This window comes from Streptomyces sp. WM4235 (assembly GCF_001279725.1).
Classification (GTDB): domain Bacteria; phylum Actinomycetota; class Actinomycetes; order Streptomycetales; family Streptomycetaceae; genus Streptomyces.
Genome location: NZ_LGDE01000101.1, coordinates 1 through 20,041, shown reverse-complemented (window position 1 = coordinate 20,041; position 20,041 = coordinate 1). Strand labels below are relative to the sequence as shown.

Genomic DNA, 20,041 nt, shown 5'->3' with positions numbered 1-20,041 from the left:
TGGCAGTGCTGTGGCAGTGCTGTGGCGCGAACATGGCGGCGCTGTGCCGCGCACGTGACGGGCCGGCGCGGCAGCCGTGGGACCCCGATGTGCCGTCAGGGCCTCAGAGGCGGTGGACCCGGCCTTGTCCGACGGCCAGCGGATGGCGCCCGGCGGCCAGGATCCGCAGTCCGGGCGCGACGGCGAGAAGCTCGCGCAGCCAGCGCAGGGTGTCGGCCGTCAGGTGGTCGACGCCGTCCAGGACGAGGAGCATGTCCCGCTCCGCGAGCCGGGAGGCGGCGTCGCGCGTGCCGCAGGGCAGGAAGGGCATGCCGGGTACGCAGCCCAGCGCGGCCACGAGCTCAGGTACGCCACCGGCCTCCGCGACGGTGACCACGGCCACGCCGTCGCAGAAGTTGGACGAGAGCCGCCGTGCGACGTCGCGCACCAACAGGCTGCGCGGCGCGCGGAACCGGCCGGTCACGGTCAGCACGCGGCCCCGTCGGACGGCGGTGAGCAGCCATGACAGTTCCGTCGATGTCATCGGCAGTGTCCCGGCCGGTCGAGATTCCCCCATCGGCACGATGCCCCCCATTGCATGCGTGACCAGGCGCGGCAAGAGGCGTGCTTCAGACCGCATGCCGATGATTATGCGCCAGTTTCATGGCAAGACCAGGGGAATGTCTCATTCCGCCGAATGGTTCGTACGCCGGCCGTGGCCCACCCCCGCACGGCCGGCCATCACCCGCCCCCGGAGCGGTCCACGACGTGCGTGACGCGCGTCGGCCGGATGGTGGAGGGTCGGTAGACGACGCACGCGGCGGGAAGCCCGGCGAGGGGAACACGGCGGGCCAAGGCCCAGGTGGGCAACGCGCGCGTCCGCCGTCCCGGGCGCGCCCGCCGGCCGGCGGACGGGCGCGGTGCGTTGCGGACGTGTTCGCGGGGACGCGGGACCCGCCTGCGGCCGGGGCGCGCCAAGGCCCCTGAAGCGGAGGCCGTGTTGGCCAAGGCAAAGCGGTCGGCGTAGTTCCCGTGGTCCCCGTGACGTACGTGCCGGACCCCCGCCCCTCTGGAACGGTTGTTTGACAGCCGGGAATCGGCTCTACTGCTGTGCAGCCCCGCAGCCGGGGCATATTCCGGGGAGGGGCACACATGAGAGCGGACCGGCGGGCAGAGCGGGATCCACGACCCGCGTCGCACCGACGCCGTCCCCGCTTCCGGGGGCGCAGACCGCTGCTGACGTTCCTGATGTCGGCCTTCCTGCTCGTCGGCGTCTGCGCCGCGACGGGCATCGCCTGGGACCCCTTCACCGCCGACGCCCACCAGTACCGTGCGACGCCCGAGATCGACGCGCCCCGGACCATCGCCCCCGGCGGCGATCCCTCACCCGAGGCGTCCCGCACGCCCGGGGCCACACCGAGCCCGAGCGGATCCCCCGCGGAGTCCGAACGGCCGACCCCCCGGGGGCAGGTGGACACCGGAGGCACCCGCTCCGCGGGAGCCCTGCCCTTCGACATGCCCCGACCGGCCTCGCTGCGCTCGGGCTCCGCCGGCAAGAAGCTGGTGTTCGCCCACTACTTCACCCCGTACCCGCTGTCCCTCGACAACGCGAGCGCGGACGTCGACTACTACACCCGCAACTACCTCGAACCCGAAGGGGAGAGCGGCAAGCACGAGCGCTACGGCGGCCTGCTGCGCGACCGCCCGCTGCCCGTCCCGCCCAAGGGCGGCAACTGGGAGTACGCCAACCTCCAGCAGGAGGTGCGCACCGCCCGCGCCGCCGGCATCGACGGATTCACCCTCGACATGCTCTCCCTCTCCGGCAAGAACTGGGAGCGCTCCAACCTCCTGATGGAGGCCGCCCGTTCGGTCGCCCCCGACTTCAAGATCATGCTGATGCCGGACATGACCTCGCTGAAGACCGACGACCCGGGCGTACTCGCCGACGCCCTCGCCGCCCTCGGCAAGAGCCCGGCCGCCCACCGGCTCGGCGACGGGCGCCTCGTCGTGTCGCCCTTCAAGGCCGAGGCCAAGAACGTCGCCTGGTGGACCCGGGTGATCGACAACCTGAAGTCGAAGCACGGCATCCGCACCGCCTTCGTCCCCCTCTTCCTCGACTTCGGCGCCAACGGCGCGGCCTTCGCACCGATCAGCCACGGCTTCTCCGAATGGGGCAGCCGCAGTTACGTCGGCCAGGAGAGCTCGACGCGCGACGCGCGCCGGGCCCACGAGATGGGCAAGATCTGGATGCAGCCCGTATCCGTCCAGGACGCCCGCCCCAACCAGGGCATCTACGACGAGGCCGGCAACACCGCCACGCTCCGGTCCACATGGACGCACGCCATCGACGACGGCGCCGACTGGGTGCAGCTGACCACCTGGAACGACTACTCCGAGGGCAGCCAGTTCGCACCGTCCCTGCACAACGGGTACGCCTACCTCGACCTCACCTCGTACTACCTGACCCGGTTCAAGACGGGCAGTTGGCCGCGGATCGTCCGCGACACCCTGTACCTCACGGCCCGCACCCAGTTCGCCGCCGCCGACCCGACCGGCGACCAGTCGCTGGTGATGTCGCTGCGCAGGGGCAGCGCGGCCCCCCGGGACACCGTGGAGGTGCTGAGCTTCCTGACGGGGTCGGCGAAGATCCGTACGACCGTCGGCGCCGCCAAGGACTCCCACGAGGCCCCGGCCGGACTCCACACCGAACTGCTGCCGCTGAAGACGGGCGTCAGTTCGGCGGAGGTGGTGCGGGCCGACCGGACCGTGACGGAGGTCGAACTCCCCTACCCGGCCGACCACAAGGTGGAAGTCCAGGACCTCCAGTACTACGCGGCGACGAGCGGCCGGGAGTAGCCCGGCCCGGGGCCTGCGCCACGCGCGCGGGCCGGAGCCGCGATCCGCCGGCGGCGGGGCGGTCTTCGGCCAGGGGGCGCCTTCCGACCGCGGGGCGGTCTTCCGGTCCGGACCCGCCCCGGGAGAGGATCGGCACACCAGCCGACCCCACTCACGGAGGCCCAGTGACCGAGCCGAAACGCCCGGCGGAGTTCCCCGGCGGGCGCGCCCTGTTCCGGCTCGACCCCGACGTGGCGCACCTCAACCACGGATCGTTCGGAGCCGTGCCGGTCCCCGTGCAGCAGGCGCACGCCGCACTCCAGGCAGAGGTCCACCACGACCCCGACGTGTTCTTCATCGGCGTGCCGGAACGCATCGCCGACGCCCGCGCCCGGGTCGCCACCCACCTCGGCACCGAAGCGGACGGCATCGGCTTCATCGCCAACGCCACCGAGGGCGCGAACCTCGCCCTCGACGCCGTCACCCTCGCCGACGGCGACGAGATCCTGGTCACCGACCACGGCTACGGCACGGTCGTCGAGGCGGCGGCCCGCCGCGCACCCCTCACCACGGTCACCCTCGACCCGTACCTCCCCGACGAGGACGCCGTACGGGAGACCGTGCTCGCCGCACTCACCCCCCGCACCAAGGTGGCGGTCCTCGACCACGTCAGCTCGCCGACCGCCCGGCTCATCGCCGGCCCCGCGCTCCTCGCCGACCTCGCCGCCCGCGGCGTCACCACCATCGTCGACGGCGCCCACGCCCCCGGCATGCTCGCCGACCCGCTGGCCGGCGGCGCCGACTTCTGGTTCGGGAACCTGCACAAGTGGGGGTACGCACCCTCCGGCAGCGCCGTCCTCGCCGTCGCCCCGCGCCACCGGTCCCGGATCCGGGCCCTGGTCCCCTCGTGGGAGGACCGGCACGGCTTCCCCCGCTCCGTCGAGAACCGGGCCACCGCCGACTACACCGGCTGGCTGGCCGCACCCGAGGGCCTGGACCTCCTCGAACACCTCGACGCGGCCGCGGTGCGGGCCCACAACGCCGCGCTCGCCGCCCACGGCGCCGCCCTGCTCGCCGAGCTCCCCGGGCTCACCCCGCTCCCGCACACCGAGGGGCTCGCCATGCGCGCCCTGCGCCTGCCGCCGGGCATCGCCGAAACCCAGGAGAGCGCCCGCGCCCTGCGCGAACGGATCGCCGCCGAGCTGCGCGTACGCGTACTGATCTGGCCCTGGCCGGGCGGCGGCGGCATCAGGGTCTGCGGCCAGATCTACAACCGGCCCGAGGAGTACGAACGCCTGGCCGCCGCCCTGCCCGACTACCTCAAGGGCGCCTGAGCAGGTACGTGTCCATGATCCAACCCTTGCGGGCGCGGGCCTCGGTCCGCAGCTCCTCGATCCGCCCGGCCACCTCCGCCAGCTTCCCCGAGACCAGGATCTCGTCGGGCGTGCCGACGTAGGCGCCCCAATGGATGTAGAGGTCCTGGTCGAGGTGGGCCGTGAAGGCGTGCCGCGCGTCCAACATCACCACCACGTCGTCCACGTCCTGCGGCCAGCCCTCCGCGAGCCGCCGCCCGGTGGTGATCTGCACCGGGCGCCCCACCCGGTTCAAGGTGGTCCGGTGCCGGGCGAGCAGGGAGGAGATGCTGCTGATGCCGGGGACCACCTCGTGGTCGAAGGCGACCCGACCCTTCTCCAGCACCTCGTCGAGGATCGCGAGCGTCGAGTCGTACAACGAGGGGTCGCCCCACACCAGGAACGCCCCGGTCTCGCCGTCCGCCAGGTCCTCGGCGATGAACCGCTCGAAGATCTCCGCCCGGGCGCTGCGCCAGCCGTCCACGGTCGGGGCGTACTGCGCCGGCGTGCGGTCCCGGTCCGGGTCACGCCCCTCCACCAGCCGGTGGCCGGGCCGGGCGTACTCGTCCAACATCGCCCGCCGGAGCCCGGTCAGGTCCGACTTCTCCTCGCCCTTCTCCAGGATGAGGAATGCGTCCGAAGCGCCGATCGCCTTGACCGCCTGGAGGGTCAGGTGGTCCGGGTCGCCCGCGCCGATGCCGATCACGTAGAACTTCTTCACCCGGCTATTCTGCCCGTCATGCGCGCCGCCCTGTTCGTCACCTGCGTCAACGACGCGCTGTACCCCCGAACCGGCATCGCCGTGGTCCGCCTCCTGGAGCGGCTCGGCGTCCACGTGGACTTCCCCGCCGCCCAGAGCTGCTGCGGACAACCGCAGTACAACACCGGCTACCGCCACGAGAGCGAACCGCTGATGCGGCGCACCGCCGAAGCCTTCGCGGGCCACACCCACGTGGTCACCCCCTCCGCTTCCTGCGCCGCCATGATCCGCGAGCACTACCCCCGGATCGGCCGCAGGGCACGGGACGAGGGACGCGGCCCGGAACTGGCCCGGCTCGCCGACGACCTCGCACCCCGCGTGTACGAGCTGACCGAGTTCCTGATCGACGTCCTCGGCGTGGTGGACGTCGGCGCGTACTTCCCGCACACCGTCACCTACCACCCCTCCTGCCACGGCCTGCGGATCCTCGGCCTCGGGGACCGCCCCCGGCGGCTGCTGGCCGCCGTCAAGGGCCTGGACCTGGTCGAACTCCCCGGGGCCGAGGAATGCTGCGGCTTCGGCGGCACCTTCGCCGTCAAGAACCCGGACGTGTCCGCCGCGATGGGCGCCGACAAGATCCGCAGCGCCGCCTCCACCGGCGCCGAGGTGCTGTGCGGCGCCGACAACTCCTGCCTCGCCCACCTCGACGGGATGCTCCGCCGCCGTGACGTCCCGCCGCGCGCCCTGCACCTCGCGGAGATCCTCGCCGCGACCGAGGAGGACCCCCTGCGATGACCGCCATCCCGCTCGGCATGCCCGCCTTCCCCACCGCGGCGCGCGACGGCGTGCACGACGAGGTGCTGCGCGCCAACCTCCGGCACGCCACGCACACCATCCGCGACAAACGGGCCCGCGCCGTCGCGGAGTTGGCGGACTGGGATCGGCTCCGCGAGGCCGGCAAGGCGGTCAAGGACCACACGCTCCGCCACCTCGACCGCTACCTGCTGGAGTTGGAGGAGTCCGTCACGGCGGCCGGCGGCACCGTCCACTGGGCCGCCGACGCGGACGAGGCCAACCGGATCGTCACGGCACTGGTCCTGGCCACCGGCGAGCGCGAGGTGGTCAAGGTCAAGTCGATGGCCACCCAGGAGATCGGCCTCAACGAGGCCCTGGAGGCGGCCGGGATCGCCGCGTACGAAACCGACCTGGCCGAACTCATCGTGCAACTCGGCCACGACCGGCCCTCGCACATCCTGGTCCCCGCCATCCACCGCAACCGGGCCGAGATCCGGGACATCTTCCGCACGGAGATGGCGAGTTGGGGCAGACCCGCACCGGACGGTCTCGGCGACGACCCGCGCGAACTCGCCGAAGCGGCCCGCCTGCACCTGCGGGAGAAGTTCCTGCGCGCCAAAGTCGCCGTGTCCGGGGCCAACTTCATGGTCGCCGAGACCGGCACCATGGTCGTCCTCGAGTCCGAGGGCAACGGCCGGATGTGCCTGACCCTTCCCGACACCCTCATCTCGGTCGTGGGCATCGAGAAGGTGGTGCCGACCTTCCGGGACCTGGAGATCTTCCTCCAGACGCTGCCGCGCTCCTCCACGGCCGAGCGGATGAACCCCTACACCACCATGTGGACCGGCACCACTGACGGCGACGGCCCCACCGCCTTCCACCTCGTCCTCCTCGACAACGGCCGCACCGACACCCTCGCCGACGCCGTCGGCCGCCAGGCCCTGCGCTGCATCCGCTGCTCCGCCTGCCTGAACGTCTGCCCCGTCTACGAACGCGCCGGCGGCCACGCCTACGGATCCGTCTACCCCGGCCCGATCGGCGCCATCCTCAGCCCCCAACTGCGCGGCACCGCAAGCGAGATCGACGCCTCGCTGCCCTACGCCTCCACCCTGTGCGGCGCCTGCTACGAGGTCTGCCCCGTCGCCATCGACATCCCCGAGGTCCTCGTCCACCTCCGCGAACGCGTCGCCCAAGGCGGCCCCGTCACCCGCGAGGGCATCCGCGTACGCATCCGTCCCGCCCGCGGCCACACCGCCGAACGCGCCGCCATGCGGGCCGCCCGCCTCCTCCTCGACCGCCCGGGCGCCCTCCGCGCGGGGGAGCGGCTGCTGTCCCGCGCCCGCCGCCTGCGACCGCGCCGACTGCCCGGGCCCGGCCGGGCCTGGACCGACAGCCGCGAGCTGCCACGCCCGCCCGCCGAATCGTTCCGCGACTGGTGGACCCGGGAACGCGGCGACCGGGGAGAGGAACACCGATGAGCACCAGGGACCTCATCCTGGGCCGCATCCGACGAGCCGTCGACGGCCCCGACACGGAAGTTCCCCGGGACTACCTCCGCGAACACGGCGCCCGCACCCCCGAGCAGAGCGCCGACCTGCTCGCCGCCCACCTCACCGAGTACCGGGCGACGGTCCACCGCGCCGACGAGGACGACCTGCCGCCGCTCCTGGCGCGACTCCTCGCCCGACGGGGCTCCGCCACCGTGCTCGTGCCGCCCGACCTGCCCCCGCACTGGCTCGCCGACGCCGACGTGACCCTCGTCCACGACCTGGCCGCGTCCACCCCCCTCGAACTCGACGGCGTGGACAGCGTCGTGACCGGCTGCGCCCTGGCCGTCGCGGAGACCGGCACCCTCGTCCTCGACGCAGGCCCCGAGCAGGGCCGGCGTCGGATCACCCTGATCCCCGACCACCACGTCTGCGTCGTGCGGATCCCCGACCGACTGGTGGACTCGATCCCGCAGGCCCTGGACCGGCTGGACCCCACCCGCCCGCTGACCTGGATCTCCGGGCCCTCGGCGACCAGCGACATCGAGCTCGACCGGGTGGAGGGCGTACACGGCCCCCGGACCCTGGAGGTCGTCCTGCTCGGCGGCTCCGCACAATAGGACCCATGTCCGCACACATCGCCCTCACCGCCCTCGTCGTCCACGACTACGACGAGGCCATCGACTTCTACACCCGCGCCCTCGGCTTCACCCTCGTCGAGGACACCGCCCGACCGGACGGCTCCCGCTGGGTCGTGGTCCGCCCGCGCGGCGCCACCGAAGCGGCCCTGCTGCTCGCCCGCGCCAAGGACGAGGCCCAGCGTTCCCGGGTCGGCGACCAGACCGGCGGACGCGTCGGGTTCTTCCTCCACACCGACGACTTCGCGGGCGACCACGCCCGGATGACCGCCGAGGGGGTCCGCTTCCTGGAGGAACCGCGCCACGAGACGTACGGCTCCGTCGCGGTCTTCGAGGACCTGTACGGCAACCGCTGGGACCTGCTCCAGCCGGCGTAGCGGTCGGGCACGGGACGGTCAGGCCGCCGGCGGTCCGTCCGGGGTCGCGGCGAGCCGGGGTGCCTCGGCCGCCGCGTCCACCACCGCGCCGCCCTCGACCCGGCCGGCCAGCGCCCGCGCCCACCCCACCAGCCCCGGCAGGTCGATCCCGTACGGCGCGTCCAGCCCGGCCAGGACGTCCGCGCCGCGCCGCAACAACCGGGCCCCGCCGGTGGCGTTCCCCCGCGCCGCGTGCGTGAGCCCCACCGCCAACTGGGCGAGGCCCCGCCACAACGCCGCCTCCGCCGGCGGACCCGACTTCCAGGCGTCCTCGAACACCTCGTGCGCGTGGAAGGGCATCCCCGCGTCCAGCAGCCGCTGCGCCTCCGCGACCGTCGCGGCGGGCGTCCGCACCACCCCCTCGGGCTGCCGCCCGACACCCGGCGTCCCGTACGGCAACGGCCGTCCGAGTCCGTCCCGCGGCCGCGCGCTCCGCGCCCGCCCCTCGCCATCCCGATCCCGTGCGTTCACCCGGACATCCTCTCTCCCGCCGATCACCGGTGCACGCGTACCCCTCGGCGTGGGGTAATGTTCTGCATGTGCCCGGCCACGAGGGGGAAACCCCAGGTGGAAGGCGCAAAGCAGAACGGGACGTGGCGCAGCTTGGTAGCGCACTTGACTGGGGGTCAAGGGGTCGCAGGTTCAAATCCTGTCGTCCCGACTCGACAGAGTCGTGAAGCAGAGGCCGTATCGGATTCATCCGATACGGCCTCTCTTTCGTTCTCCGCCGGCCGTCCCCGGTCCGCCGCACTCCTTGCGCCTCTCGCTCCGCGCCCGGTCAAGTGCTCTGACCCGGGCGGCCGTTCGGGTGGGGCGGGGGCGTGCCGGCCGGGCGGCACGGGCGCCGACGGGGCGGTGTCCTCCTCCGCGTACGGTGTGGTTCCCGACCGGTTGCGGGGATGTGCCCGCCCGGTCCGACAGACTTCATGCCTTGGCGCGTATCCCGGCGGTATCGGGGCAGGCGCATCGGCAGCGGGACGGAAGGATGATGGCGGATGGTGCCGGGAGTGGAGAAAGAGCGGTTCACCGTGGCGGAGCGGGCCACGGACGGCGCTGTGATCCTGGCTCTCACCGGGGAGCTGGACCACGACACGGCCCAGCCCCTGCGGGATGCCCTCGACGCGGCGATCACCCCGGGCGTCCGCCTGCTGGTGGATCTCTCGAAGCTGGAGTTCTGCGATTCCACCGGTCTGAACGTCCTGCTGCACAGCAGGATCACGGCCCAGGAGGCCGAGGGCACCCTGGAGCTGGCGGGCCTGACCGGACCCGTCGCACGGATGTTCCGCATCACCGGCGCGGACGGGGTCTTCCCCGTACACGCCGACGTGGAACAGGCGCTCAGCGGTCGACAGCCCGGCTAGGCCGTCGACACCCGACGGGCCGGACGCCCGACGGTTCGCACAGGAACAGAGACACGGACACGAGGAGTCTGAGCGCCATGGAGCAGCGTGGGTCGTCCGACCGGACCTGGCTCCTGGAGCTGGCGGGCGCCCGGAACCCGGTCACGCGCAGCCGGGACTTCACCCGCATGGCGCTCGACACCTGGCGGTGGCCGCAGGAGGCGACCGATGACGTACTGCTCCTGGTGTCCGAGGTCGTCTCGAACGCCTGTTTGCACGGTGGAGGGCCGGGCGTGCTCGTCCTCGACCGCACGCCTGAGCGGCTGCGGATAGAGGTGACCGACGGCAATCCGGCCCCGCCGGTCCCGGTGCCGGCGGGCTCGGCGGCACCCGGGCGGCCCGGTGGGCACGGGATGCTGATCGTGGAACGGCTCGCCCGGTCCTGGGGTTCCCGACCGGGCCCGGACGGGAAGTGCGTCTGGCTGGAGGTCGGGCCCGACGGAACGGACGGCCCCGGCGGCGGGCCGGTCAGTCCCGCGGGGTGACGGCGTCCGGGGCCGCGCTCGACTTGTGGTCGTCCAGGGCCGCGATGACCTCGGCGGTCGCGCTCACCCGGCCGATGCGCGGGAAGATCTTGCCGAAGGTGTGGGCGTGCGCGTCGGGATCCGTGTCGGCCGTGGCGTCCTCGGCGAAGACCAGCTCGTAACTGTGCTCCCAGGCCGAGCGGGCCGTCGACTCCACACCGATGCTGGTGGAGATGCCGGCGAGAACGATGCGGCGCACGCCCCGGCGGCGCAGTTGCAGATCGAGTTCGGTGCCGGTGAACGCGCCCCAGTGCCGCTTGGTGACGATCACGGTCCCGAGCGCCGCCAGCTCGGCCGGGATCTCCGAGAACGAAGCGGGAGGGACCGAGGCCGGGCCGGGCCGGTCCACCCGGCGAACGGGCAGGTCACCGCCGTCCGGGGACCAGGCGACCCGCACCAGCACCACCGGCAGCCCCCGGGCGCGAAAGGCCTCGGCGAGGGCGATGCCGTTCTTCAGGACCTCGGGGGCCGGCCTGGTCGTGGGCAGGGCGAGGATTCCGTTCTGGAGGTCGACGAGAACCAGCGCCGTGGCGGAATCAAGGGCCGGATCGGGCTCGGGGCGTGCGGGGGACGTGGGCGCGGTCATGGGGTCGCTCTCCTCGGGTCGTGGGGTGTTCAGTCCCCGGCCAACCGCCGCAGCAGTGGTACGACATCGGCCACCATCCGCTGCTCCGCCGGACTCAGCCGCTCGACGATCAGCTCGGCGAGCCGGCCGTGGCCCGCCTCGCGGCGCTCGCTCACGAGGGCCCGGCCCTCGGGGGTGAGCGAGATCGGCAGCCTGCGCCCGTCGGTGGGGTGCGGGGTGCGGACGACGAGGCCCTCGGCCTGCAGGGAGTTCACGGTGGCGATGACGGACTGGGGGCGGATCTTCTCCGCCCGGGCCAGCTCCGACGCCGTGCAGGGCCCGAGCCGGTCGAGCCGCTTGAGCACGGACATCTGCGACAGGCTGATCCCGCCACCGGCGGCGGCCCTCATCTGCCGCACCAGCATGCCGAGCGCGAGTTCCAGTTCCTCGGCCGTGTCACGGAGCCGAGGGGCTCGGGGGGTGGCGGACGGATCGGGGGACATGTCGCCACGTTAGGGACATACAGTCAAACTTACAAGGTGACCTTATGGCTTTTCGGGCGTGTGGCCCGCGGACCCGGCGGGCTCGGGCAGGCGCCGGGCCAGGGCCCACGCCAGGAGCGGCAGGACGATCAGCGGCAGCAGCGCGGTGCGCAGTGAGGAGGCGTCGGCGAGGGCGCCGATCAGCGGGCTCGCCACCCCGCCGATGCTGACCGTCAGGCCCAGGGTGACCCCGCTCGCGGTGCCCACGCGGGTCGGCAGGTAGTCCTGGCCCAGGGTGACCTGGAGCGAGAACGGCACGTACAACGCGGTGGCGGCCAGCGCGGCGCACCCGTACACGAGGGGCAGCGGCAGGAACAGGATCCCCGCCACGGCGGGGACGGCGGCGGCGTAGGCCCGGCGCACGGTGGGCACCCGGCCCCAGCGCGCGGCGAGCCGCCCCCCGAGCAGGGTGCCGCCCGCGCTGCCCGCGAACAGGGCGAACAGGGCCACGGACCCGGCGCTCGCACCGCCCCCGCGCTCACGCACGTACAGCGCGATGAAGGTGCTGAGCCCGACGAAGACGACCGAGCGGACGACCACGACGAGCGACAGGCGCAGGAACGCCCGCCGGTCCTCCCGTGCCCGCGCGGCGCCCGGCACGGCGGGGTCGCTCGTACCGGCCCGCTTCCGGGCGGACGGCGGCCGGTTGAGGAACACGCCCACGACCGCCGGCAGCGCCAACAGCCACCATCCGGCCGGGCCGGACACCGACAGCGCCGCGAACACCAGCAGCGGCGCGCACGCGAAGCCGATGTTCCCGCCGAGGGCGAACCAGCTCATCGCGGCGTGCCCGTCGCCCGGCCAGGTGCGCACGAGACGAGCCGCCGCCGGGTGGTACGCGGCCACCCCGAGCCCGGACACGGCGACCGCCGCCAGGGTGGCGCGGTACCCGGCGTCCAGACCGACGAGCGCGATCCCGACCCCGGCGGCCCCCGCGGCCACCGGGATCAACCAGGGCACGGCCCGCCGGTCGGTGAGCGCCCCGAACAGCGGCTGCGCCACGGAGGAGAGGAGGGACGCGGCGAGGACGATGCCGGAAGCGGCGGCGTAACCGTAGGCCCGCTCGGAGACGAGAAGGGGCACGAGAGCGGAGACCGCGCCCTGATAGACGTCCACGCAGGCGTGACCGGCGGAGAAGCCGGCCACGCGCAGGCGGCCGGGCGTAGGTCGGGGTCGGTGGGGCACGGAGGGTGTCGCGATCGATGTCACCGATCGAGAATCTCCCGGAGGCAGGGCATCCCGCTTCCGATAAAATGCCCGGTGATGCAGAAATTCCGCCAACCCGACGCGGAGCACCGGCCGCGGGCCCTGACCAACGTCAACCGGCTCGACACCCACGTCGGGATCCCCGCGCACCACCACGACGATCACCAGATCGCCTACGCGGGCTCCGGGATGCTCTCCGTCACCACCGACGCCGGCACGTGGGTCGCGCCCACCACCCGCGCGCTGTGGATCCCGGCCGGGACGGTCCACGAGCACCGCGCGTACGGGCGGACCGACCTGCACTGCGTGGGCCTGCCGACCCGCCACGCGCCGCTGCCCCCGGACCGGCCGGCGGTGATCGCGGTGGGACCGCTGTTGCGGGAACTGATCCTGGCCTACACCCGCGAACCGGACGACGGGAGCCCGGCACGCCGCCGCCTGCTGGTGGTGCTGCTCGACCGACTGCGGGTCTCGCCGCTCCAGCCCCTGCACCTGCCCGCGCCCACCGACCCCCGACTGGCGGCGGTGTGCGCGGTGCTGGAAGCCGATCCGGCGGACGGGCGGGGACTGGCGGCGCTGGGAGCGGCGGCCGGCGCGGGAGCGGGGGAACGCACGCTGAGCCGGCTGTTCCGCGCCGACCTGGGCATGACGTTCCCGCAGTGGCGCACGCAGCTGCGGCTGCACCAGGCGCTGCGATTGCTCGCGGTGGGAACGCCGGTGACCGACCGCAGTGGCGCACGCAGCTGCGGCTGCACCAGGCGCTGCGGTTGCTCGCGGTGGGAACGCCGGTGACCGCGGTCGCGCACCGCTGCGGCTGGTCGTCCGCGAGCGCGTTCATCGACGTGTTCCGGCGCGCCTTCGGCCACACACCGGGCACGCACCTGTAACCGGCCCGCGGGCCGGTCCGGCCGCGGGCGCCGGTCGGCGGGTCTCGGCGCGCCCGTGGGGTCAGTCGGCGCGGCGGTCGTCGAAGTCGACGGACAGGCGGGGCCAGGCCGCGGCGAAGCCGGCGAGCTGCTCGACGACCAGATCGCACGCGGTGTCGGGCGTGGCCGCCGGTCCGGCGGGGCGGAAGTGGACGACCGTGCCCGTGGTGCCGTCGTCCGCGATCGGCGTCAGACCGGTCGCCGGCACACCGTGCTCGTAGCGTTGGCTCCAGGCTCCGCCCGCACGGCGGTTGGTGTGGACGAGCCACTCGCTCAGCGCCGCGACGACGGACATGCCCCGGCGGGGATGCCCGTCGGGCAGCGACTCGGCGTCGGGGTGGTCGAAGAACCGCAGGTCCTTCGTCGCCATGACGGGCTTGCGCACCGGCCGGCCGTGCTCGTCGAAGCGGGTGTCGGTACCCCGCCCGTCGTCCGCGACGGACACCGACCCGTCGGGGTGGAGCGTCACGGTGCAGCGGCCCGCGCCCCTGTACTCCGCCTCGTCCGCCGCATAGGCGAGGACCTCCAGGACCAGCTGCCGTACCCCGCCGGGAGCGAGGCCGGCCGGGTCCCGGCGGATCAGGGCGAGGTGCTCCGGATCCACGGAACTCGCCCAGTCGTGCGTGGTGTTGCGCCATGACGCGCTCGAACCATTCATCACGGAAGTATGCAAGACCGTGTCGTGGACATGGGGGTCTCCCCATCGCGAGGGTGTCCGGGTCGACCGACACCATCGCGATGATCTTCCGCGAGGCGGACCACACTCCATACTGACCGGTATGAAGAGCGAAGACGCCACAGACGAGACGGTCCTGATCGAGATCGACGGCCATACCGGGGTGATCACCCTCAACCGGCCCAGGGCCCTCAACGCGCTCACCCACCCCATGGTGCTGCGGATCACCGAGGCGCTGACGGACTGGGAGCGGAATCCCGGTGTGACCCAGGTCCTCCTGCGTGGCGCCGGCGAGGCGCCGGCGAGCGTGGGCTGTGTGCGGGCGGTGACATCCGGGCCATCCACGACGATGCCAAGGCCGGCGGTACGGCGTCGGCGGACTTCTGGCGGGACGAGTACCGGTTGAACGCGCTCATCGCCCGCTATCCCAAGCCGTACGTGGCGTTGATGGACGGCATCGTGATGGGTGGCGGAGTCGGGATCTCGGCCCACGGCAACGTCCGCATCGTCACCGAACGCTCCCGCGTGGCGATGCCCGAGACCGGCATCGGCTTCGTCCCGGACGTCGGCGGCACCTACCTCCTGGGTCGCGCCCCCGGGGAGTTGGGCCTCCACCTGGCCCTGACCGGAACGGCCGTCGGCGCGGCCGACGCCCTGTTGTGCGGGCTCGCCGGGCACTTCGTCCCCGCCGGGCGGCTGCCGGAGTTGACCGCCGAACTCCTCCTCGCCCCGGTCCACGAGGTGCTTCCCCACCACGTCGCCACGCCCGGACACGCCGAACTGGCCGAGCACCGGCGGTGGATCGACCCCTGCTACGCGGCCGACACCGTGGAGGAGATCGTCGAAAGGCTCCTCGCGGCGAACGAACCCGAGGCCAAGGCGGCCGCCGAGACCATCCTGACCAAGTCGCCCACCGCCCTCAAGGTCACCCTGGCCGCCGTGCGCCGGGCGCGCGAACTCGGGCCCCTCGAATGGGTGCTGGAGCAGGAGTACCGGGTCTCCTGCAACGCCCTGGCATCGCCCGACCTGGTGGAGGGCGTCCGAGCCCAGGTGATCGACAAGGACCGCAGGCCCCGTTGGTCGCCCGCCACCCTCGAAGCGGTCACCGAGAGCGACGTGGCCCGCTTCTTCGCCCCGCTCGGGGCGGATCGCGAACTGATCTTCCCGGAGGCGCGGGACGAGAGCGTCACCGGCTGAGCGAGTCGGGCCGCCGCCTCCCGCGCACGGCGGTGGGCGGCGGCCCGACATCCCACCCTGCCGTCAGGAGCCGACGTACTCCCGCAGGTGACGTGCCGTCAATGTGTCGGCATCCGATACCAGTTGGGCCGGAGTGCCCTCGAAGACCACGCTGCCGCCCGCGTGGCCGCCGCCCGGACCGATGTCGATCAGCCAGTCCGCGTGGGCCATCACCGCCTGGTGGTGCTCGATGACGATGACCGAGTTGCCGTCGTCCACGAGGCGGTCCAGCAGGGCGAGGAGCTTGTCGACGTCGGCCATGTGCAGGCCGGTCGTCGGCTCGTCCAGGATGTACGTCGAGGCCTTCTCCGCCATGTTGATGGCGAGCTTGAGCCGCTGGCGCTCGCCTCCCGACAGGGTGTTCAGCGGCTGCCCGAGCCGCAGGTAGCCCAGCCCCACGTCCGCGAGCCGGCCCAGGATCGCCCTGGCCTGGCCGGTGGTGAAGAACGCGTGCGCCTCCGTCACCGGCATGTCGAGCACCTCGCTGATGTTCTTGCCGCGCAGCCGGTACGTGAGCACCTCGGGCGTGAAGCGCCTGCCCTCGCACTGCTCGCAGACCGAGGCCACCCCGGCCATCATCGCCAGGTCGGTGTAGACGAGACCGAGACCGGTGCACTTCGGACAGGCGCCCTCGGAGTTGGCGCTGAACAGCGCCGCCTTGACCCCGTTGGCCTTGGCGAAGGCGGTGCGGATCGGGTTGAGCAGGCCCGTGTACGTGGCCGGGTTGGAGCGGCGCGAGCCCCGGATCGGCGACTGGTCGGCGACCACCACCCCGTCCCGTCCGGAGAGGTAGCCGTGGATCAGGGAACTCTTGCCGGAGCCCGCGACGCCGGTCACCACCGTCAGTACGCCCAGGGGGACGTCCACGCTGACGTCCTTGAGGTTGTGCAGGTCGGCGTCCTTGACGGACAGGTGGCCGCGCGGGGTGCGCACGGGCTCGCGCAGGGCGGCCCGGTGTTCGAGGTGTCGGCCGGTGAGCGTGTCGGAGGCGCGCAGTCCGGCCACGTCCCCGCTGTAGCAGAGCCGCCCGCCGGCGGTGCCCGCCCCCGGGCCGAGGTCCACGACGTGGTCGGCGATGGCGATGACCTCCGGCTTGTGCTCCACGACCAGGACGGTGTTGCCCTTGTCGCGCAGCCGCAGCAGCAGGTCGTTCATGCGTCGGATGTCGTGCGGGTGCAGGCCGGTGGTCGGCTCGTCGAAGACGTAGGTGATGTCCGTCAGCGAGGAACCGAGGTGGCGGACCATCTTGACGCGCTGGGCCTCGCCGCCCGACAGGGTGCCGGAGGGGCGGTCCAGGCTCAGATAGCCGAGGCCGATCTCGACGAGGGAGTCCAGCAGGTCCCGCAGGTTGGCGATCATGGGGGCGACGGCCGGATCGTCGATCCGCCGGACGAACGCGGCCAGATCGCTGATCTGCATGGCCGAGCAGTCCGCGATGTTCGCCCCGTCGATCCGCGAGGACAGCGCGGCGGCGGAGAGCCGGGTGCCCCCGCAGTCGGGGCAGTCGGCGAAGACCACGGCCCGGTCCACGAAGGCCCGGATGTGGGACTGCATGGCCTCGCGGTCCTTGGCGAGGTAGGTGCGCTGGATCTTGGTGATCAGGCCCTCGTAGGTGAAGTTGTTGGAGCCCACCTTCACCTTCACCGAGGGCTTGTGCAGGAAGTCGGCCCACTCCCGCTCGGTGAAGTCCTTGAGCTTGGTGTCGGGGGAGTAGAGGCCGGAGTTCGCCATGACCTGCCAGTACCACGAGTCCACGGCGAAGCCGGGGACGGTGATCGCGCCCTCGTTGAGGGAGAGTTCGCGGTCGACGAGCTGGTCGACGGCGATGTCGGAGACCTGGCCGATGCCCTCGCAGCGGGCGCACATGCCGTCGGGGGTGTTGAAGCTGAAGGCGGTGGACGTGCCGATGTGCGGGACACCGAGCCGGGAGAAGACGATCCGCAGCATCGTGTAGGCGTCGGTGGCGGTGCCCACGGTGGAGCGGGAGTTGGCTCCCATCCGCTCCTGGTCGACCACGATCGCGGCGCTGAGGTTGTGCAGTCCGTCCACGTCGGGGCGGCCCAGGCTCGGCATGAACGACTGGATGAACGCGGTGTACGTCTCGTTGATCATGCGTTGGGACTCGGCGGCGATGGTGCCGAAGACCAGCGAGGACTTGCCGGAGCCGGAGACCCCGGTGAAGACGGTGAGGCGGCGCTTGGGGATGTCGAGCGAGACGTCCGCGAGGTTGTTCTCCCGGGCGCCCCGGACCTGGATGACCTGGTGGGCGTCGGCGGCCGCGATGGGCTGAGAGGTCACGGGGGCTCCTACTGGTGGGTGTCGGCCGGCTCGTCGGCGCCGGGGGTGGTGATCCAGTCGACGAGTTCGATGATCACGCCGTTCGGGTCGGTGACCTGGAACAGCCGTTCGCCCCAGGGCTCTTCGCGCGGCGCCATGGTGATGGGGACGCCCGCCGCGCGCAGTCGTTCGTGCTCGCGCGGCAGATCGGTGACGGTGAACACCAGGATCAGGCCGGCCGCGCGCTCGTCCCGGAAGCCCTCGGGGAGGAGTTCGAGTCCCCGGCGCAGGAAGATCACCTGCGGGCCGTCCGGGTGGGCGAGCGAGACGAATCCGTCGGCGGACATGGCCTCCCGGAAGCCGAAATGACTGGTCAGAAAGGTCGCGGAGGCGGGAACGTCGTCAACGTTGAGGGATATGGCGGAACTGGCGATCTGCACGGAACTCCTCGCGTCTCGATGGCTCGGCTTTATATTGTACATAGTAGTCTGTACGCCGTAGAGAGATTCTGACGCGGGCTGGAAGGAGCCGGGCATGGCGAAGGACCGGAGCGGTGCGGGCGACCCCGTCCGCACCCTGGAACTGCTGTGGAGGGAGCCCGGGCAGGGGGCGCCGAGCGGGCGGCGCGGCCCCCGCCAGGGACTCACCGTCGACGCCGTCGTCGAGTCCGCGCTCGCGCTCGCGGACGAGGAGGGCCTGGCGGCCCTCACCATGCGGGCCCTGGCCGGCCGGCTGGGAGTGACCCCGATGACCCTCTACACCTACGTACCGGGCAAGGCGGAGCTGCTCGACCTGATGCTCGACGAGGCGTACCGGCGCATGGCGCGCCGTGACACGCGCGCCGACGACCCCTGGCGGGCCCGGGTCGCACGGGTCGCCGACGACAACCGGGACCTGTTCCTGCGCCACCCGTGGATCGCCGACCTCCCGGTCACCCGACCCCCGCTGGGCCCCGGAGTGATCGGCAAGTACGAACACGAACTGGCGGCGTTCGACGGCATCGGCCTGACCGACGTCGAGATGGACGCCGCCCTCACCCACCTGCTGGGCTTCGTGCACGCCAACGCCCTGGCCGCCGCCGACGCCGCGGCCCACAACGACCGGCAGAGCGACGACGAGTGGTGGGCCGTCAGCGCCCCGCTGCTGGAGCGGGCCATGGACGCCGAGCGCTACCCGCTCGCCGGACGCGTCGGCAGCGCCGTCGGCGGCTACCGGCCCGAGGTCGTGTGGGACTTCGGGCTGCGCTGCGTCCTCGACGGGCTCGCCCGACGGGTGGAGGGGCGGCGGGACCCGGAGTGAGGGGGCCCGACGCTCAGCGGTAGCCGGTGGTGTCCGCCGGGCGGTCCGGGTCCTGGACCTCGACCATGTACCGCCAGGCGTCCGGCCGGCTGCCGTCCAGGTCAGTGAAACCGTAGACCCGGGCCAGCTGCCCGCTGGAGAGGGACTGCCCGTTCCAGCGCGACACCTCGGGGTCGGCGGCGAGCGCGGCGACCGCGCGACCGACGTAGGCGGGGGTCTCGGAGATCCCGAAGTGCGGGACCCTCTCCAGCGCGTCCCGCCAGTTCGCCTCGGTCACGCCGAAGTGCTCCAGCATCATCTCCGACCGCAGCCAACCCGGGGTCAGCGCCACCGCCGTCGCGCCGCGCGGCCCCAACTCGTGGCCGAGGGCGAACGCCATCCGCAACACGGCCGACTTCGCGATGTCGTAGAAGAACGACACCCGGTAGCGGCTCGCGTTGTACTCGGCCGTCCCGTCCGTCATCTCCACCACCAGCCCGCCCGGACCGCGCAGCAGCAGCGGCAGCGCGTGATGGCTGGTGATCGCGTGGGTCTCCACCGCGAGGCGCATCAGGCGCAGCCCCTTGTCGAGGTCGTGCTCCCAGACGGTGCTCTCCCACTCGAAGAGCAGCTCGCCACCCCAGATGTCGTTGACCAGGACGTCCAGCCGGCCCTGCTCGGAGTCGATCCGCCGGACCAGCGCCTCGACCTCCTCGGACACCAGATGGTCCGCCACCACCGCGATCCCGTGACCGCCGGCCGCCGTCACGAGCGCGGCCGTCTCCTCGATCGTCTCCGGCCGGTCGTACTCCGACCGCTTGCCGGTCGTGCTGCGCCCCGACACGTACACGGTCGCGCCCCGCGCGCCCAGTTGCACCGCGATGCCCCGGCCCGCGCCCCGTGTCCCGCCCGCCACCAGGGCGACCTTGCCCCGGAGGGTCTGCTCTGCGTCCGCCATGCCCCGAGCCTACGACGCCGCGTCGCGCGGGGCGCGGCGATCGGCGGGCGCGGCGTCGGGCCCCGGCGCCACCCCGGCGGGGGGATCAGAACCAGTGGAGGGTGAGGGTGAAGGTGGTGTGGGTGGTGGCTCCGGTGGGGTCGGTGGCGGTGGCGGTGATGGGGTGGGTTCCGGTGGTCCAGGGTTTGCCGGTGATGCGGCCGGTGGTGGGGTCGAGGGTGAGTCCCCAGGGGAGTGTGGTGGTGGTGTAG

At 72.8% G+C, this 20,041-nt stretch carries 20 protein-coding genes, 1 tRNA gene and 2 pseudogenes; 12 read left to right on the top strand and 11 right to left on the bottom strand.

The genetic code is table 11. The features are described 5' to 3' along the window. Nucleotides 1–103: 103 nt before the first annotated feature. A complete protein-coding gene (locus ADK55_RS10120; RefSeq protein ID WP_053677184.1) occupies nucleotides 104–523 on the bottom strand; it encodes a hypothetical protein in 420 nt (139 codons plus the stop codon). A gap of 608 nt (nucleotides 524–1,131) precedes the next feature. Here ADK55_RS10120 and ADK55_RS10115 point away from each other — a divergent pair. Beyond that, on the top strand, nucleotides 1,132–2,835 hold the full coding sequence (locus ADK55_RS10115; protein ID WP_053677183.1) for a glycoside hydrolase family 71 protein: 1,704 nt from the start codon (nucleotides 1,132–1,134) through the stop codon (nucleotides 2,833–2,835). 164 nt (nucleotides 2,836–2,999) lie between these two features. Continuing rightward, on the top strand, nucleotides 3,000–4,148 hold the full coding sequence (locus ADK55_RS10110; RefSeq protein ID WP_053677181.1) for an aminotransferase class V-fold PLP-dependent enzyme: 1,149 nt from the start codon (nucleotides 3,000–3,002) through the stop codon (nucleotides 4,146–4,148). On the opposite strand, the gene cobF is transcribed toward ADK55_RS10110, so the two are convergent. Further along, nucleotides 4,135–4,887, bottom strand: a complete 753-nt coding sequence (gene cobF, locus ADK55_RS10105; protein WP_053677179.1) for a precorrin-6A synthase (deacetylating) — start codon at nucleotides 4,885–4,887, stop codon at nucleotides 4,135–4,137. The genes ADK55_RS10110 and cobF overlap by 14 nt on opposite strands. A gap of 18 nt (nucleotides 4,888–4,905) precedes the next feature. Here cobF and ADK55_RS10100 point away from each other — a divergent pair, with 18 nt between their 5' ends. From ADK55_RS10100 to ADK55_RS10085, 4 genes are read left to right on the top strand one after another with little or no spacing between them, the layout of a single operon-like run. Continuing rightward, entirely contained in the window at nucleotides 4,906–5,661 is a 756-nt protein-coding gene (locus ADK55_RS10100; RefSeq protein WP_053677177.1) for a (Fe-S)-binding protein, read from the top strand. Further along, nucleotides 5,658–7,139, top strand: a complete 1,482-nt coding sequence (locus tag ADK55_RS10095) for a lactate utilization protein B (protein WP_053677175.1) — start codon at nucleotides 5,658–5,660, stop codon at nucleotides 7,137–7,139. The genes ADK55_RS10100 and ADK55_RS10095 overlap by 4 nt, the downstream gene beginning before the upstream one ends. After that, complete coding sequence (locus tag ADK55_RS10090; protein ID WP_053677173.1) at nucleotides 7,136–7,768, top strand: LutC/YkgG family protein; 633 nt, start codon at nucleotides 7,136–7,138, stop codon at nucleotides 7,766–7,768. The genes ADK55_RS10095 and ADK55_RS10090 overlap by 4 nt, the downstream gene beginning before the upstream one ends. A 5-nt stretch (nucleotides 7,769–7,773) precedes the next feature. After that, nucleotides 7,774–8,163 (top strand): VOC family protein, encoded by a 390-nt coding sequence (locus tag ADK55_RS10085; protein ID WP_053677171.1) that lies wholly within the window; start codon nucleotides 7,774–7,776, stop codon nucleotides 8,161–8,163. Between the two features lie 18 nt (nucleotides 8,164–8,181). On the opposite strand, the gene ADK55_RS10080 is transcribed toward ADK55_RS10085, so the two are convergent. After that, nucleotides 8,182–8,673 (bottom strand): DUF309 domain-containing protein, encoded by a 492-nt coding sequence (locus ADK55_RS10080; RefSeq protein ID WP_053677169.1) that lies wholly within the window; start codon nucleotides 8,671–8,673, stop codon nucleotides 8,182–8,184. 116 nt (nucleotides 8,674–8,789) lie between these two features. Between ADK55_RS10080 and ADK55_RS10075 the strand changes: the two genes are divergently transcribed. The 3 genes from ADK55_RS10075 (at nucleotide 8,790) to ADK55_RS10065 (ending at nucleotide 10,087) form a co-directional block, all read left to right on the top strand. Next, nucleotides 8,790–8,863 (top strand) — tRNA-Pro (locus tag ADK55_RS10075). Nucleotides 8,864–9,197: 334 nt separating this feature from the next. Next, nucleotides 9,198–9,563: an STAS domain-containing protein gene (locus tag ADK55_RS10070; protein ID WP_053677167.1), complete on the top strand. Its 366-nt coding sequence runs from the start codon at nucleotides 9,198–9,200 to the stop codon at nucleotides 9,561–9,563. A gap of 77 nt (nucleotides 9,564–9,640) precedes the next feature. Then, nucleotides 9,641–10,087, top strand: a complete 447-nt coding sequence (locus ADK55_RS10065) for an ATP-binding protein (RefSeq protein WP_053677165.1) — start codon at nucleotides 9,641–9,643, stop codon at nucleotides 10,085–10,087. Here the strand turns inward: ADK55_RS10065 and ADK55_RS10060 are convergent. The 3 genes from ADK55_RS10060 to ADK55_RS10050 are packed head-to-tail and all read right to left on the bottom strand — an operon-like array spanning nucleotide 10,071 to nucleotide 12,379. Further along, nucleotides 10,071–10,712, bottom strand: coding sequence for a hydrolase (locus ADK55_RS10060; RefSeq protein ID WP_053677163.1), 642 nt, complete (start codon nucleotides 10,710–10,712; stop codon nucleotides 10,071–10,073). The genes ADK55_RS10065 and ADK55_RS10060 overlap by 17 nt on opposite strands. Nucleotides 10,713–10,741: 29 nt before the next feature. Then, nucleotides 10,742–11,194 (bottom strand): MarR family winged helix-turn-helix transcriptional regulator, encoded by a 453-nt coding sequence (locus ADK55_RS10055; RefSeq protein WP_053677160.1) that lies wholly within the window; start codon nucleotides 11,192–11,194, stop codon nucleotides 10,742–10,744. A gap of 42 nt (nucleotides 11,195–11,236) precedes the next feature. Continuing rightward, on the bottom strand, nucleotides 11,237–12,379 hold the full coding sequence (locus ADK55_RS10050; protein ID WP_053677158.1) for an MFS transporter: 1,143 nt from the start codon (nucleotides 12,377–12,379) through the stop codon (nucleotides 11,237–11,239). Between the two features lie 117 nt (nucleotides 12,380–12,496). On the opposite strand from ADK55_RS10050, the pseudogene ADK55_RS10045 reads away from it, so the two are divergent. Further along, nucleotides 12,497–13,326: pseudogene (locus ADK55_RS10045) on the top strand (AraC family transcriptional regulator). Between the two features lie 61 nt (nucleotides 13,327–13,387). Here ADK55_RS10045 and ADK55_RS10040 read toward each other — a convergent pair. Next, nucleotides 13,388–14,023, bottom strand: a complete 636-nt coding sequence (locus ADK55_RS10040) for an ATP-binding protein (RefSeq protein WP_234349986.1) — start codon at nucleotides 14,021–14,023, stop codon at nucleotides 13,388–13,390. A 121-nt stretch (nucleotides 14,024–14,144) separates the two neighbouring features. On the opposite strand from ADK55_RS10040, the pseudogene ADK55_RS10035 reads away from it, so the two are divergent. Next, nucleotides 14,145–15,238, top strand: a pseudogene (locus ADK55_RS10035) (enoyl-CoA hydratase/isomerase family protein). A 63-nt stretch (nucleotides 15,239–15,301) separates the two neighbouring features. On the opposite strand, the gene ADK55_RS10030 reads toward ADK55_RS10035, so the two are convergent. Continuing rightward, nucleotides 15,302–17,575, bottom strand: coding sequence for an ATP-binding cassette domain-containing protein (locus ADK55_RS10030; protein WP_053677155.1), 2,274 nt, complete (start codon nucleotides 17,573–17,575; stop codon nucleotides 15,302–15,304). Between the two features lie 8 nt (nucleotides 17,576–17,583). Then, nucleotides 17,584–17,994: a VOC family protein gene (locus tag ADK55_RS10025; protein ID WP_053677154.1), complete on the bottom strand. Its 411-nt coding sequence runs from the start codon at nucleotides 17,992–17,994 to the stop codon at nucleotides 17,584–17,586. A gap of 94 nt (nucleotides 17,995–18,088) precedes the next feature. Between ADK55_RS10025 and ADK55_RS10020 the strand changes: the two genes are divergently transcribed. Continuing rightward, a complete protein-coding gene (locus ADK55_RS10020) occupies nucleotides 18,089–18,853 on the top strand; it encodes a TetR/AcrR family transcriptional regulator (RefSeq protein ID WP_053677152.1) in 765 nt (254 codons plus the stop codon). 13 nt (nucleotides 18,854–18,866) lie between these two features. On the opposite strand, the gene ADK55_RS10015 is transcribed toward ADK55_RS10020, so the two are convergent. After that, a complete protein-coding gene (locus tag ADK55_RS10015) occupies nucleotides 18,867–19,790 on the bottom strand; it encodes an SDR family oxidoreductase (RefSeq protein WP_053677150.1) in 924 nt (307 codons plus the stop codon). Nucleotides 19,791–19,875: 85 nt separating this feature from the next. Further along, on the bottom strand, nucleotides 19,876–20,041 hold a 166-nt coding region (locus ADK55_RS36230; RefSeq protein WP_199826457.1), incomplete at its 5' end, for a putative Ig domain-containing protein.

Bases quoted from the DNA above. Each gene is read 5' to 3' on its own strand.
- ADK55_RS10090 (WP_053677173.1), top strand. From the start codon at position 7,136: ATGAGCACCAGGGACCTCATCCTGGGCCGCATCCGACGAGCCGTCGAC.
- ADK55_RS10015 (WP_053677150.1), bottom strand. From the start codon at position 19,790: ATGGCGGACGCAGAGCAGACCCTCCGGGGCAAGGTCGCCCTGGTGGCG.
- ADK55_RS10085 (WP_053677171.1), top strand. From the start codon at position 7,774: ATGTCCGCACACATCGCCCTCACCGCCCTCGTCGTCCACGACTACGAC.
- ADK55_RS10095 (WP_053677175.1), top strand. From the start codon at position 5,658: ATGACCGCCATCCCGCTCGGCATGCCCGCCTTCCCCACCGCGGCGCGC.
- ADK55_RS10065 (WP_053677165.1), top strand. From the start codon at position 9,641: ATGGAGCAGCGTGGGTCGTCCGACCGGACCTGGCTCCTGGAGCTGGCG.
- ADK55_RS10115 (WP_053677183.1), top strand. From the start codon at position 1,132: ATGAGAGCGGACCGGCGGGCAGAGCGGGATCCACGACCCGCGTCGCAC.
- ADK55_RS10020 (WP_053677152.1), top strand. From the start codon at position 18,089: ATGGCGAAGGACCGGAGCGGTGCGGGCGACCCCGTCCGCACCCTGGAA.
- ADK55_RS10070 (WP_053677167.1), top strand. From the start codon at position 9,198: ATGGTGCCGGGAGTGGAGAAAGAGCGGTTCACCGTGGCGGAGCGGGCC.
- ADK55_RS10055 (WP_053677160.1), bottom strand. From the start codon at position 11,194: ATGTCCCCCGATCCGTCCGCCACCCCCCGAGCCCCTCGGCTCCGTGAC.
- ADK55_RS10060 (WP_053677163.1), bottom strand. From the start codon at position 10,712: ATGACCGCGCCCACGTCCCCCGCACGCCCCGAGCCCGATCCGGCCCTT.
- ADK55_RS10120 (WP_053677184.1), bottom strand. From the start codon at position 523: ATGACATCGACGGAACTGTCATGGCTGCTCACCGCCGTCCGACGGGGC.
- ADK55_RS10100 (WP_053677177.1), top strand. From the start codon at position 4,906: ATGCGCGCCGCCCTGTTCGTCACCTGCGTCAACGACGCGCTGTACCCC.
- ADK55_RS10040 (WP_234349986.1), bottom strand. From the start codon at position 14,023: ATGAATGGTTCGAGCGCGTCATGGCGCAACACCACGCACGACTGGGCG.